General features: G+C 69.6%; 12 protein-coding genes. 6 read left to right on the top strand and 6 right to left on the bottom strand.

Annotated elements, in window-relative coordinates; translation table 11 throughout:
• Positions 1-22: 22 nt before the first annotated feature.
• On the bottom strand, positions 23-1207 hold the full coding sequence (locus tag ABZ664_RS00620) for an ROK family transcriptional regulator (RefSeq protein ID WP_362501205.1): 1185 nt from the start codon (positions 1205-1207) through the stop codon (positions 23-25).
• Positions 1208-1414: 207 nt separating this feature from the next.
• Between ABZ664_RS00620 and ABZ664_RS00615 the strand changes: the two genes are divergently transcribed.
• The 4 genes from ABZ664_RS00615 to ABZ664_RS00600 all read left to right on the top strand — a co-directional run bounded on the left by ABZ664_RS00615 (position 1415) and on the right by ABZ664_RS00600 (position 6251).
• On the top strand, positions 1415-2752 hold the full coding sequence (locus ABZ664_RS00615) for an extracellular solute-binding protein (RefSeq protein WP_362501203.1): 1338 nt from the start codon (positions 1415-1417) through the stop codon (positions 2750-2752).
• 2 nt (positions 2753-2754) lie between these two features.
• Positions 2755-3768 (top strand): sugar ABC transporter permease, encoded by a 1014-nt coding sequence (locus ABZ664_RS00610; RefSeq protein WP_362501201.1) that lies wholly within the window; start codon positions 2755-2757, stop codon positions 3766-3768.
• On the top strand, positions 3765-4673 hold the full coding sequence (locus ABZ664_RS00605) for a carbohydrate ABC transporter permease (protein WP_362501199.1): 909 nt from the start codon (positions 3765-3767) through the stop codon (positions 4671-4673). The genes ABZ664_RS00610 and ABZ664_RS00605 overlap by 4 nt, the downstream gene beginning before the upstream one ends.
• 123 nt (positions 4674-4796) lie before the next feature.
• Positions 4797-6251: a glycoside hydrolase family 3 protein gene (locus ABZ664_RS00600; RefSeq protein ID WP_362501197.1), complete on the top strand. Its 1455-nt coding sequence runs from the start codon at positions 4797-4799 to the stop codon at positions 6249-6251.
• A 51-nt stretch (positions 6252-6302) separates the two neighbouring features.
• On the opposite strand, the gene ABZ664_RS00595 is transcribed toward ABZ664_RS00600, so the two are convergent.
• A complete protein-coding gene (locus tag ABZ664_RS00595; RefSeq protein WP_362501195.1) occupies positions 6303-7577 on the bottom strand; it encodes a condensation domain-containing protein in 1275 nt (424 codons plus the stop codon).
• A gap of 431 nt (positions 7578-8008) precedes the next feature.
• Positions 8009-9187, bottom strand: coding sequence for an ROK family transcriptional regulator (locus ABZ664_RS00590; protein WP_362501193.1), 1179 nt, complete (start codon positions 9185-9187; stop codon positions 8009-8011).
• A 769-nt stretch (positions 9188-9956) separates the two neighbouring features.
• Between ABZ664_RS00590 and ABZ664_RS00585 the strand changes: the two genes are divergently transcribed.
• Both ABZ664_RS00585 and ABZ664_RS00580 read left to right on the top strand, forming a co-directional pair.
• Positions 9957-10406 (top strand): Rrf2 family transcriptional regulator, encoded by a 450-nt coding sequence (locus ABZ664_RS00585; protein WP_326637143.1) that lies wholly within the window; start codon positions 9957-9959, stop codon positions 10404-10406.
• Between the two features lie 201 nt (positions 10407-10607).
• Positions 10608-11399 carry a DNA-formamidopyrimidine glycosylase family protein gene (locus tag ABZ664_RS00580; RefSeq protein WP_362501190.1) on the top strand — a complete coding sequence of 264 codons (792 nt, stop codon included), beginning with the start codon at positions 10608-10610 and terminating at the stop codon, positions 11397-11399.
• On the opposite strand, the gene ABZ664_RS00575 is transcribed toward ABZ664_RS00580, so the two are convergent.
• The 3 genes from ABZ664_RS00575 to pgsA all read right to left on the bottom strand — a co-directional run bounded on the left by ABZ664_RS00575 (position 11396) and on the right by pgsA (position 13091).
• Positions 11396-11743, bottom strand: a complete 348-nt coding sequence (locus ABZ664_RS00575) for a helix-turn-helix transcriptional regulator (protein ID WP_350944677.1) — start codon at positions 11741-11743, stop codon at positions 11396-11398. The two genes, ABZ664_RS00580 and ABZ664_RS00575, sit on opposite strands and share 4 nt — an antisense overlap.
• 207 nt (positions 11744-11950) lie before the next feature.
• On the bottom strand, positions 11951-12454 hold the full coding sequence (locus ABZ664_RS00570) for a nicotinamide-nucleotide amidohydrolase family protein (protein ID WP_362501188.1): 504 nt from the start codon (positions 12452-12454) through the stop codon (positions 11951-11953).
• A gap of 31 nt (positions 12455-12485) precedes the next feature.
• The gene (pgsA, locus tag ABZ664_RS00565) at positions 12486-13091 is read right to left on the bottom strand and encodes a CDP-diacylglycerol--glycerol-3-phosphate 3-phosphatidyltransferase (protein WP_362501186.1); all 606 of its coding nucleotides are present in this window, start codon (positions 13089-13091) and stop codon (positions 12486-12488) included.
• Positions 13092-13096 lie beyond the last annotated feature (5 nt).

The raw sequence follows: 13096 nt of genomic DNA, 5'->3' as shown, positions 1-13096 counted from the left end.
GTGGACGAGGTCGCGCGAGACGTCAGACCGTGTCCGAGAACACCTGCTCACGGGCCTGGTGCAGCGCCGACACCAGGGCGCCGCGCAGCACGGGGTTCCCCCTGACCCGGGAGACCATGACCCTGGGCCGGCTCGGGCAGAACCGGGCCACCGCGTCCTGCACCCTGTCGGCGAGCGCGTCTCCCCCGGCCCTGCCGACGTCGCCGCTGAGCACGATGAGCCCGGGGTCCAGGACCACCGCGACGGCGGCGACGCCGACGGCGAGCCGCCCGGCCAGCTCGTCCAGGAACGCCTCGGCACCCTGGGCGACGGCCGTACGGACGTGCTCTCCGACGGAATCGGCGTCGGGGTCGGCCCCGGAGGTGAAGCCGATGCCGTGGGCGCTCGCGAGCCCGGCCACGGCGTCACCGCCGACCAGACGCTGGAACGAGCCCGACTGGGGCTCGCTCACGTCGGTGGGGAGCGGTTCGCCGGGAACGGGGAGCCAGCCGATCTCGCCCGCGCCGCCGGTGAAGCCACGGTGCAGCCGTCCGCCCAGCATGACGCCGAGTCCCTGTCCGACCCCCGCCCAGACGAGCACGAAGTCGTCGACGCCCAGCGCCGCCCCGTACGCGCGTTCGGCCAGCGCGGCCAGGTTCACGTCGTTCTCTATCGTCACCGGGACGCCGAGGTCGCGGCGGAGTTCGGCGAGCACGCCGTTGTGCCAGGAGGGCAGGTCGAAGGAGAAGCGCACGTCACCGGTGCCGGGGTCGACGACGCCCCGGGTGCCGATCACGAAGGCGCGCAACCGGTCGACGCCGATGCCCGCCGCCTCGCACGCCTGGCCGAGCGCGCTCCGCACGAGCCGTACCGGGTCGTCGTGCCCGCTGGGATCCGCGGCGACCTCGGCGACGAGGGTGCCGGTGATGTCGGCGACCCCGGCGCTGATCCTGCCGGGCAGCACGTCAAGCCCGGCCACGTACGCGCAGGAGGGCACCACCCCGTAGAGGGCGGCGTTGGGTCCGCGTCCGCCCGCCTGCTCGCCGACCACCGCGACGAGGCCGCGATCTTGGAGTCTGGAAAGCAGCTGACCGGCGGTCACCTTGGAGAGCCCGGTATATTCTCCCAGCTCGGCCCGGGTGAGAGGGCCGCTGGACAGTAGGAGTTCCAGCGCTGCGCGGTCGTTGAGCTGGCGCAGCAGCCGGGGGGTCCCCGGGCGTGTGGGCAAGGTCGTCCTCCCCGTCACGATCCGCTAACGATCGTTTCTTTTAAGAAAGTTTCTTGTTAGTTTAACCCTAGTCAGCCCGCAGGCAAGCGATCGGAGCCGCGGGTTGCGGCAGTCCCGACAGCTCCCAGTGAGTGCAGAGGGTCACGGGGACCCCGGCTATAACAGATGAGCGCAAACCCCGGCGAAAGCCTGAAAGGGAGAACTCCAGTGAAGTTCGCGAGAATCGCCACCACGACGGCCACCACGGCCGCCCTCGCCCTGGGTCTCGCCGCGTGTGGCAGCAGCGAGCCTGCCGCTCCGGCCGCCGGCTCCGACGCGACGGCCCCCGCCGCGTCCGGCCCCAAGTTCGCAGGTCAGACGCTGACCGTCTGGCGCCTCGGCGCTCCGGACGAGAAGCAGGACAAGCTGATGGCCGACCTGAACGCCAAGTTCAAGGAGACCACCGGCGCAGACGTCAAGGTCCAGTGGGTTCCCTGGCCCGACGCGCAGGCCAAGTGGACCGCCGCCCTCGCCGGCGGCGAGGGTCCCGACGTCACCGAGTTCGGCAACGACCAGGTCGCCGCCTGGGTCGCGCAGGACGCGCTGACCGACATCACCGACGTCGTCAAGAGCGCGCCCGACTTCCAGCAGATCCCGCAGAACCTGTGGGGCTACGAGACGGTGGACGGCAAGATCTACGCCGCCCCGTGGGGTGGTGGCACCCGCGCCGTCCTCTACCGCAAGGACTGGTTCGAGGACCTGAAGATCGAGGTCCCCAAGACCTGGGAGGACCTCGTCGCGGCGGGCAAGAAGATCGTCGCCGAGAAGGGCAAGGACGTCGACGGCTTCGCCTTCAACGGCGGTTCCGACGCCAACATGTCGCTCTCGCCGTTCGTCTGGTCTGCCGGTGGCGACTTCGCCGCCTTCGAGGGCGGCAAGTGGGTCGGCAAGCTGACCGAGCCCGGCTTCAAGGAGGGCTTCCAGTACTACACCGACCTGGTGACCAAGCACGGCGTCTCGCGCAAGTCCGCCCTCACCCAGAACTCGGTGGACATCGCGACCCGCTTCGCCAACAGCAAGGTCGGCATGTACGTGACCGGCGGCTGGGACATCACCACCATCAAGGAGCAGAGCGGCGGCAAGGTCGACGACTCGAAGATGGCCTTCTTCTCGCTCCCGGCCAAGGACGGCAGCGGCCCGGCCCCGGCCTTCCAGGGCGGCAACGACATCGCCATCTGGAAGGACACCAAGAACGCCGAGCTGTCCGCCGAGTACGTCAAGCTCGCCGCCGGCAAGGAGTTCGGCACCCGCTACGCCAAGGAGGGCGGCCTGCTGCCGCTCTACCCCGAGGCTCTGGCCGAGTACGCGGCCGACCCGGTGCAGGCGCCGTTCGCCGAGACCTTCAAGGTCGCCAAGGGCTTCCCGAACGACACCAACTGGGCCGAGGCGAACGACACCAAGGCGGTCCTGCAGAGCGCGGCCCGCTCGGTCATCGAGGGTAAGAAGGACGTCGACACCGCGCTGACCGACGCCAACAAGGAACTCGAAGAGATCCTGAACCAGTAACCATGGCGAACACCTCAACCATCGCCCGGGACGGGGGCTCCCCCTCCGTCCCGGCGCGGGGGCACCGAGGCACCACGCCCCCGCGCGGGTCCAGAGGTCTGCCCGCCTGGGCCGTCCCCTACACGCTGCTCGTCCCCGGCCTGATCGTCATCGCCGGCCTGCTGCTCTACCCGCTGTACCAGATGGTCGTCATGTCCTTCCAGAACGTGGGACTGCGGCAGATCCGGGGGGTACCGGCCGAGTTCGTCGGCGTCGAGAACTACCAGAAGCTGGTCGAGTCCGAGCTGTTCTGGACATCGCTCCGCAACACCGTCGTCTTCGCCGTCGTCACGGTGGCGTGCACCCTGATCCTCGGCACGCTGGTCGGCCTGCTCCTGCACAAGCTGGGCAAGAAGATGTCGACCTTCCTGATCGTCGGCATCATGGCCGCCTGGGCCACCCCGCAGATCGCCACCGCGATCATCTGGCGCTGGCTGTTCGACGCCGAATCCGGCGTGATCAACTGGGTGCTCAACGCGCTGCCCGACTGGTTCTCCTCCCTGCTGTTCGGTCGCTCCGACTGGACCGGCGAGCCGTGGCTCAACGACGCGTTCACCATCTACGTCGTGCTGATCATCGCGGTGGTCTGGGCGTCGTTCCCGTTCATCGCGGTCTCGGTGCTGGCCGGGCTGAAGAGCATCTCCCAGGAGCTGTACGAGGCCGCCAGGGTGGACGGCGCCTCCGCCTGGCGGATCTTCTGGAGGATCACCTTCCCGCTGTTGAAGCCGGTCTTCGCGGTGCTGACGGTGCTCTCGGTGATCTGGGACTTCAAGGTCTTCACCCAGCTGTTCGTGCTGGCGGGCGGCACGTCCAACCGGGAGGCGTTCAACCTGTCGCTGTTCGCCTTCACCCAGGCATTCAGCGCGCCGCCCAAGATGGGCATGGGCGCGGCGATCGCCGTGGTGCTGACGCTGATCCTGCTCGTCATCACCTTCTTCTACGTCCGCCAGATCGTGAAGACGGAGGACGTACGATGACCACCTACGACACACGGGCACCCCGGCGCCGGCGGCCCGCGTCCGGGACGCAGAGCGGTCTCAAGCGGCGCAGGACGCTCGGCAAGGTCGGCCTGAACACCATGGCCGTCCTGGTGTTCCTGTTCGCGGTGTTCCCCGTCTACTGGATGGTGAGCACGGCCTTCAAGAGCAGCGAGCAGATCTTCACGACGGACTTCATCCCGTTCCCCACCGATCCCACGCTCGAACACGTGAAGCGGGTCTTCACCGAGGGCGTCGCGGGCCACTCCATCTGGCGCTACCTGCTCAACAGCTCCATCGTCGCCATCGGCACCGTGCTCGTCGGCGCGGTGTTCGCCCTGCTGGCGGCGACCGCGGTGGCCCGCTTCCGCTTCCGCGGACGCACCTCGTTCCTCATCCTGCTGCTCATCGTGCAGATGGTCCCCGGCGAGGCGCTGCTCATCCCGCTGTTCCTGATGGTCAGGCGGGCCGGGCTGTACGACCAGCTCCTCGGCCTCGTCGTGGTGAACGTCGCCATGACGCTGCCGTTCGCCATCTGGATGCTGCGGACCTTCGTCGCGGCAGTGCCCAAGGAGCTGGAGGAGGCCGCCTGGATCGACGGCGCGAGCCGGTTCGCCACCTTCTGGAGGGTGTTGTTCCCGCTGGTGGCCCCCGGGCTGGTGGCGACCAGCATCTTCTCGTTCATCACCGCGTGGAACGAGTTCGTCTTCGCGCTGACGCTCATCGGCGACCAGAGCAGCTTCACCATGCCCGTGGCGCTGCGCTACTTCGTCAGCCAGCGGTCGGTGGACTGGGGCGGCATCATGGCCGCCTCCACGCTGATGACCATCCCGGTCATCGTCTTCTTCCTCCTGGTGCAGCGGCGGATGGTCTCCGGGCTCGTCGCGGGCGCCGTCAAGGGCTGACCCCATCGGTGCTGGTACGGCCCGCACCCACAAGGCGCGGGCCGTACCAGCCCTGCCCGTTTTCTTGTTGTTCACTTCCATGTCCGACACCCCCCACATCTCAGGTAAGGAACACCTACCGCCATGTCTGAGTTCATCGCGGATCGCGGCGACCAGGGGCTGCGTCGTCTCGCCGCCGGCACGCTGCTCGCCGCGTTCCAGGGCACCGAGGCACCCGAGTGGGTCCTGCGGGAGCTGGAGAACGGTCTTGGCGGCGTCACGCTCTTCGGCTTCAACGTCGCCGACGCCGCCCAGCTGTCCGCTCTCACCTCCCGTCTGCGCGTGTCCGCCGATCCGGTCATATCGCTGGACGAGGAGGGGGGTGACGTCACCCGGCTCGCCTACCACGTCGGCAGCCCGTACCCCGGCAACGCCGCCCTCGGCGCCGTGGACGACGTCGAGCTCACCCGGCGGGTCTACCGGTCCATCGGCGACGAACTGGCCCGCTGCGGCATCAACCTGGACATGGCGCCGTCCGCGGACGTCAACACCGCCGCCGACAATCCGGTGATCGGTACCCGCTCGTTCGGGTCACAGACCGCGCTCGTCGCCCGGCACACCGTCGCCGCGGTCCACGGCCTGCAGGCGGCCGGAGTGGCCGCCTGTGTGAAGCACTTTCCCGGCCACGGTGCGACCCGGCAGGACTCCCACCTGGAGGTCCCGCTCGTCGACGCCTCCGTGGAGTTGCTGCGCGAGCGCGAGCTCGCCCCCTTCCGCGCCGCGATCGAGGCCGGGACCAGATCCATCATGACCGCGCACGTACGCGTCCCCGCCGTCACCGGCGCGCTTCCCGCGACGCTCTCCCCCGCCGCCCTCACCGGCCTGCTCCGCGGCGAGATGGGCTACGAAGGCGTGATCATCACCGACGCCCTCGACATGAGGGCCGTCACCGCCGCCTACGGTCTCGCCGGGGGCTCGGTGCTCTCCCTCGCCGCCGGAGCCGACCTGCTCTGCCTCGGCCCGATTCCCACGGAGAGCGACGTCCGCCTCATCGTGGACGAGATCGTCGCGGCCGTCCGCGACGGGCGGCTTCCCGTGGCCCGCCTGGAGGCGGCGGCCGAGCGGGTCGCCGCCCTGCGCGCCTGGTTCGGCACGCCACGCACCGGCGAGGCCGAGCTGGACGTGATCGGCCTCACCGCCGCCCGTCGCGCGGTCAGCCTCACCGGCTCCGCCCCGCCCCCGGTCGACCCGCTGGTGGTCGAGGTGGACACCCCGCCGACCATCGCGGTCGGCGACGTACCGTGGGGCTTCACACCACTGCTGCCGCAGGCGGAGGTGCTGCGGGTCAAGCCGGAGATGGCCGACGTGGCGGACATCCTGGAGCGCGCCTCGGGCCGCTCCCTGATCGTCGTCGTCAAGGACGCCCATCGCTACGAGGTCAGCCAGTCGGTGGTCTCCGCGCTGCTGGCCGCCCGCCCCGACGCCACGGTGGTCGAGATGGGCCTGCCGATCTGGCGACCCGAAGGTGTCACCTACCTGGCCACCTACGGCGCCGCCCGCGCCAACGCCCAGGCCGCCGCCGAGCTCCTCGGCGTCTGACGGCACCGGCCCCCTCGCCTAGGGGGTGATCGCCCCTTCCCCCACGGAGGGTTACCTCACCTTCCCGAGGTCCGGGACGAGCGGGTCGGACGCGGGAGGCTTCTCTTCAAGCGTGGCGTCGGCTGACTCCCCGGGCATGGAATCGGCTGATGCCACCAGATCCGCGACCTTCGCACGGGGGTGCCCGGAGACGGCGCGCAGCAGCGCGCGCAGGTGCCCCGCGATCACGGACACATCGTCGTGGCCGATCGCGGTGGGGTTGAAGCGCAGGCCGAGGGTGAGGCTCGACCCGGCGTCCACGGCCTGGACGTGCAGCGCGCCATGGGCGGCCCCGTTGAAGACGGTCCACTCCACGCCCGCCCCGACACCGGGAAACTCGGGAACGGCCGTCCTTCTGCGGTAGCTGAGCAGCACCGGTGAGGAGGGCGGCTCGGGAGGCGCGTGCCGAAACCGGTACATGGCGCGGAGCTCGGCCCGGACCGTGCGCAGATAGTCCGGAAGACCCTCTTCGAGGCCGGGGTGCGGAACGAACGGCACCCTCGCCACGAACGGCCCGACGCGGTCGCGCGTCTCGCGCGTGCGGGTGCCGAGGTCGAGGGCGAGCGGTGACGCGGAGGTACCGTAGCGGCGCAGCAGCACGCCCACGGCCGCGAGCAGCAGCTCGAACCTGGTCGCGCCGAGCTCTGTGGCGGCCTCGGTGAGGGCCCCGGACTCCGCGCCGCCGAGGACCATCTCGACGATCTCTCCGGGACCGGTGCCGCGTGGGACGGCGCGCAGCCCGGGCAGGGTCGGTTCCGCGGGCTCGCGGTCGCGCTCCCTCCAGAACTCCTCGGCGCCGTCGGGCGTCGCCGGAGAGGCCTCGCGGTCCACCTCCGAGCCGCCGCGCCGTCCCGTCCGCGCGGACGGGACGGCCTGCGCCGAGCCGTACGACGGCGAGACCGGCGAGGAATGCGGCGTCGGCCCCGGCAGGGTCGCTCGTGAGAAGTAGGCGTCGGCGAGGTCGCGGACCAGGACGTCCTTGGAGGCCGCGTCGAACACTCGCCCGTGCGCGGCGAAGAGCAGCCTGACGCGCTCGGGACCCACCGTGACCAGCGTGAACCTGGCGAGCGGGCCGCGTTCCAGGTCGAACGGGCGTGTGGCCTCCGCCGCGGCGAGCTCGGGGTAGCGCTCCGGGGTCGACTCCGCGCGGGTGACCCTGACGTGTCCGAGCACCGGGTGCTTGCCGGCCACGTCGGCGCACGCCTCCATCAGCGCGAGGACGTCGACGGGACCGTTCAGGTGGAGCGCCAGCGGAACTCCCCGCAGGTCGAAAGGACTGTGCGACATCCTGTCCGTCTCCCTCGGGGGTGGCTCACCTCGGGCAGGCGCCGGGGCCTCCTCGCCCCTGGCATGCGATCTCGATGCTGAATTATTAGGAAAGTTTCTTGTTTATTTAACCAACCAGAATGGTACACACGTGACACGCCTGAGACAAGCGACCTGCCACGAAGCGGTCGGGGACGTCGGGGACGACCGTTCGCGATGCCGAAAGAGCGGACCGGACGGCTCGAGCCCCGAACGGCCGGACTCGCCGGCACGGGGCTCGGGGATCTCGGGCAAGGGAATCCAGCTCCAGGAACCGGGACCTCAGGAACTCCCGGCCAAGGACTCCCGCTCCAGGAACCGGACCTCAGGAACTCTCGGCCGATGACTCGCCGAGGACTCCATGCCCGGCGACAGGACCTCGGAGCCCCGAGGAATCAGGAGGATCAGGAGAATCAGGAGGTGAAGATCTCTTCCCTCGCCTGTTCCAGTGCGGCGATGACGGCCCCGCGCAACACCGGGTTGCCCTCCACCTCGCTCGCCACCACCTGCGGCCTGACCGGACAGCTCCTCGCCACCGCCTCCTCGATCCTGGAGGTGAGCTCGTCGCCTCCGGCCCTGCTCACCTCCCCCGCGAGCACCACGAGCCCGGGGTCGAGCACGACGCACACCGAGGCCACCCCCAGCGCCAGCCGCCCGGCGATGTCGTTGATCAGGAGCTCCCCCCGCTCCCCCGCCGCGACCGCCGCCGCGACGCACTCGGCGGCGCTCTCCCCCTCGAAGCCGTACGTCGCGGCGAGCTCGGCGACCGCCTCGGCGCTGACCAGGGACTGCAGGCCTCCGGCGAGCGACGGCAACCTGCCCGGCACGGCCCGCACGTCCTCGGCCAGCGGCACCCCGGGCACCGGCAGGTAGCCGATCTCGCCCGCGCTGCCGGAACGACCCCGGTGCAGCCGGCCGCCGAGTACGACACCGAGACCGATGCCGCGTCCCACCCACAGGAGCACGAAGTCGTCGACCTCGCGGGCGGCACCGAGGGTGCGTTCGGCGATGGCGACGAGGTTCACGTCGTTCTCTATCCTGACGTCGCGGCGCAGGTCACGGGCGAGCGCCTCGTGGATGCCCTCGTGCCAGCCCGGCAGGTCGAAGGAGAACCGCACGTCGCCGGTGCGGGGGTCGACCACGCCGGGGGTGCCGATGACGACCGAGCGCAGTTTGGAGAGCGCGACCTTGGCCGACCGACACGCCTTGACCACCGCGCTGTGCACGAGGGCCACCGGATCGTCGTGTCCTTTCGGTGCCACCTGCACCTCGGCGATGATCTCCCCGTGAATATCGGCGATGGCGGTCGTGACGAATTCCGGGCCGACGTCCAGACCTGCCACATAGGCCGAGGAGGAAATAATCCCATAAAGGGCGGCATTGGGCCCCCGGCCTCCCGCCTGCTCCCCCGCCACCTCCACCAGCCCGCGCCCTTCCAGGCGGGCGAGTGTCTGCGACGCCGTCACCTTGGAAAGGCCCGTGAGCTCGCCGATCTGCCCCCGCGTCAGCGGTCCGGAAGCGAGCAGCAACTCCAGGGCGGCCCTGTCGTTGATCTCCCTCAGTAGCCTGGGCACGCCAGGACGTCGCTCCATACGCATGCTCTCTTGCTCGCCGCTTCCTCTTTTGCTCGTCGCTTCCCCGTCGCGATTACCTTCAATCAGGAATAAGAACTCTATTCTTAATAAGGCTTCCTGACAGTTTAGCCCTGCCCTCGCCCCGCGAGGGCTGCTGAGGACACCCCGGCACCGCCCCCCTCCCGCCCATCGCCGTTTCGCCACACCTCTCCCACACCCGCCGCCGCGATGCCCGCAGGACGAGGGCCCGCGACGCCTGCCCGCTGCGTGGAACGCTCCCAAAAAGCGGCAAAGATTCTTTCCGGCAAGCCCTCGCGGCCGGGGGCGAGGCAGGCTTCGACATGGACGCCATCGCCACGGTCCGGTCCGGTCCGGAGCCGGGGCGGAGGCGTCCAAGCTTCCGACATTACGAATATATCGGGAATTTCGCCTATCGGGCGCGATCTGGAACGGAGCACACCGCCCCCTACCGAGTGAGCCGCGGTGCGGTGGTACGACTGGGCCCACGAGAGCCCCCAAAGACGCCTCATCCTCATGGCACACACCCCGGACACACCTCTGACCTGCAACATCACTTCCGGAACCCCGAGGAGATCCCCACCGCCCGCCTCGCTCCGCCGCCGGGCCGTACCCCCGCGACGGCACCTCACCACCGTGTCGCGCACCCGCCGGGACACACCGGCGCGGCGCCCTACGTGCCCGTCGTCACCGAGAGCGACGGGGGTGATTTCACCTCCTTCGGCCCCTCGCGCGTAAGGAACCAATAGCAGGCGGGATAATCGGCTACATGCGCCTATCCGCTCGTGTCGACTATGCCCTCCGTGCCGCCGCCGAACTCGCCGCCGCGGGTGACGGCCCTACCACGGTGGGTGAGCTGGCCAAAGAGCAGGACATGCCTCCTAAGTATCTTGAGAACATCCTGCTTCAGATGCGCCGCGCCGGACTGGTTCGCGGCCAGCGCGGCCCCGAGGGGGGCTACGTACTGGCTCGCCCGCCCGCCGAGATCAGCCTCGCCGATGTGATCCGCGCCGTTGACGGCCCGCTCGCCAATGTCAGAGGGGAGCGGCCCGAGCACGTCGGATACCGGGGTCCCGCCGAATCGCTGCAGCAGGTCTGGATCGCGCTGCGCGCCAGCGAACGGGCGATCCTGGAGGAGGTCACGCTGGAGAACGTGGCCACCGGCGCCCTCCCCGAGCGGGTCCGCAGCCTGTCCGCGGACCCCGCGGCCTGGGACTGATCGTGCCGGGGTGGCCGCCCACAGGGTTCCGGCCGGCCGTGTCCTTCCGGAACCGGCCTCCCGTCCGAGACCGGCCCGTCTCACGAAACCTCGTCCCACGCGGCCGGCCCACCACCCGAGACGGGTCCGGTTCGCGGGTTGCGTCCGTCCCACTCGACCGGCTCGCCTCACGGGAGCGGCCCACGTCTCGGGGTGGGCGCCGTGCCCGAGGGTGACGTCGTCCGCCGCTCCGCAGTGCGGCTCGGCCGGGCGCTCGACGGACGGCTGCTCACCCGCTCGGACTTCCGCGTGCCCCGCCACTCCACCGCCGACCTGACCGGACGCGCGGTGCTGGAGACCGTCTCGCGCGGCAAGCATCTGCTCACCAGGGTCGAGGGCGGGCTCACCGTCCACACCCACCTGCGGATGGAGGGCTACTGGCAGATCTCACCCGCGGGACGTGGGCTGCCCGGTGGCGATGTCGTCCGCCTGGTGCTCGCCAACGCGAAATGGCAGGCGGCGGGGATACGACTGGGCATGGTCGATCTGGTGGCGACCGAGCGGGAAGGGCTGCTCGTCGGGCACCTCGGACCCGATCTGCTCGGGGAGGACTGGGACGAGGCCGAAGCCGTACGGCGGCTGGCACGGCGGCCTGAAACGAGCATCGGGGTCGCGCTGCTCGATCAACGCAACCTGGCGGGAATCGGCACCATCTATCGCGCCGAGACGCTTTTTCTCGCCGGAGTGTCGCCGTGGCGACCCGTAGGGGCCATTGAGGATCTGGGGGCGATCGTGTCGATCGCACGGCGATTGCTGAACGCCAACAGGGAACGCCCGAGCAGGACAACGACGGGCGACCTCCGTCCGGGACGGAGCACCTGGGTCTACGGCAGGGCCGGGCGGCCTTGCCTGCGCTGCGGACGCCGGATCAGTCGTGGGGAGATGGGCGAACAGCCGCAGGAACGGCTGATCGTCTGGTGCCGTCACTGCCAGCCGGAAGAACCGACCAGCTAGGCGGCGACCATGTCGTTGACCTCGGGGAACACGGAATCAGGCACGGTTTCGGGAATCGGCAGACGCTCCCGCTCGGGAACATCGTTCGCCAGGACCGGAGCATGCTGCAGCTCGGCCAGGGCAAATTGATCGGAAACCTCACGGAGAACCTGTGAAAGCGGCACGCCCAAGGCACCGCAGATCGACGCGAGCAGCTCCGAAGAGGCCTCCTTTTGACCGCGCTCCACCTCGGACAGATATCCGAGAGAAACCCGAGCCAATGTGGACACCTCACGAAGGGTGCGACTCTGGCGCACCCTAAGCCGCCGCAGCACGTCACCGAGCAGCTGACGCAGCAGGACCATCTGTCGCTCCCTCCCCGGCGCGGGCGTCTTCACGACACTCCGCGCTATCGGTTCGTGCCGCCCGTTCTTCGAACGCGACCCTTGGTACATACTCCTCGCCGTCATCATCGCTTGACCTTTACCTCACTCACAGTTCCACCGTACCTGTATCCACCGACAACGCGGCAGACCATGTGGAGCATGTTCGCTGGGGACGTAACGCGGTAATCATCCTGAATGTTCCCTCACGTTCGCCTCCAGCACACCTCGGAGGAGGTCTACGGCCTCATTCACGGTCGCCTCCCGGATCTGATCGCGCGTCCCGGAGAGCCGCGGATCTCGGTGCCATACCCGCCCTTCCGGACCGCTAACAGCGAGATGCACAGTGCCCACCGGTTTACCATCCTGCGGCTCCGGGCCGGCCACCCCGGTGACCGCCAGACCGTACGTGGAACCAACGAGAAGGCGTACCCCTTCGGCCATGGCGGCGGCGACCCCCGGGTGTACCGCCCCCTCGCGGGCGAGCAGATCCGCGGGAACGTTCAGCAGCCGGTGCTTGAGTTCGGTGGCGTAGGAGACGACCCCGCCCAGGAAGGCCGCCGAAGCCCCGGGAGGACCGGTGAGGGCCGCGCAGATCAGCCCGGCGGTCAGCGACTCGGCCACCGCCACCGTCTCGCCCCTGCGGACGAGAAGGGAGAGGATCTCGGTGGTCGCGAGCGGGCGTTGACTCATACGGCCCACCTCACAGACTCGGCGCCCGTCTTCATCTGGCTCGCGCCCGCTTCGCGACCTGCCGCAGCTTGATCGCCCGGATCACGTAGTCGAGGCCGGTGACGACGGTGACGAGAGCCGCCGCGCCCATCACGACCCAGCGGATCGGGTCGGGCACACCCGGCCAGATGTAGGAGACGATCGCGGCGATCTGCAGGACGGTCTTCACCTTCCCGCCGTAACTGGCCGGGATGACACCGTGCCGGATGACCGCGAACCTCAACGTGGTGACACCCAACTCCCTGCCCAGGATCACGGCGGTGACCCACCAGGGCAGCTCTCCCAGGATGGAGAGACTGATCAGGGCTGCGCCGATGAGGGCCTTGTCGGCGATCGGGTCGGCGATCTTCCCGAAGTCGGTGATCAGGCCGTAACGGCGGGCCAGTTCGCCGTCGAGCAGGTCGGTGAGCGAGGCCACCAGAAAGACCACCAGCGCCGCGGCCCGCCAGCCGGTTCCGGGGAAGAAGAGGCAGGCCGCGAAGAACGGAACCATCGCCAGTCGTATCACCGTCACGACGTTGGCGATGTTCCAGGCGCTCACCTTGGGGCGCGCGGATGCCGCTGTCGAGTCGGTGCCGGTCTCTGGCGTGTTGGTCATACGCT

This window comes from Streptosporangium sp. NPDC006930 (genome assembly GCF_040635605.1).
Taxonomy (GTDB): Bacteria; Actinomycetota; Actinomycetes; order Streptosporangiales; family Streptosporangiaceae; genus Streptosporangium.
This window is presented reverse-complemented; position numbering and strand designations above follow the sequence as displayed.

Coding starts and splice junctions, on each gene's coding strand:
- ABZ664_RS00610 (WP_362501201.1), top strand. CDS start 2,755: ATGGCGAACACCTCAACCATCGCCCGGGACGGGGGCTCCCCCTCCGTC.
- ABZ664_RS00605 (WP_362501199.1), top strand. CDS start 3,765: ATGACCACCTACGACACACGGGCACCCCGGCGCCGGCGGCCCGCGTCC.
- ABZ664_RS00600 (WP_362501197.1), top strand. CDS start 4,797: ATGTCTGAGTTCATCGCGGATCGCGGCGACCAGGGGCTGCGTCGTCTC.
- ABZ664_RS00595 (WP_362501195.1), bottom strand. CDS start 7,577: ATGTCGCACAGTCCTTTCGACCTGCGGGGAGTTCCGCTGGCGCTCCAC.
- ABZ664_RS00590 (WP_362501193.1), bottom strand. CDS start 9,187: ATGGAGCGACGTCCTGGCGTGCCCAGGCTACTGAGGGAGATCAACGAC.
- ABZ664_RS00585 (WP_326637143.1), top strand. CDS start 9,957: ATGCGCCTATCCGCTCGTGTCGACTATGCCCTCCGTGCCGCCGCCGAA.
- ABZ664_RS00575 (WP_350944677.1), bottom strand. CDS start 11,743: ATGGTCCTGCTGCGTCAGCTGCTCGGTGACGTGCTGCGGCGGCTTAGG.
- ABZ664_RS00570 (WP_362501188.1), bottom strand. CDS start 12,454: ATGAGTCAACGCCCGCTCGCGACCACCGAGATCCTCTCCCTTCTCGTC.
- pgsA (WP_362501186.1), bottom strand. CDS start 13,091: ATGACCAACACGCCAGAGACCGGCACCGACTCGACAGCGGCATCCGCG.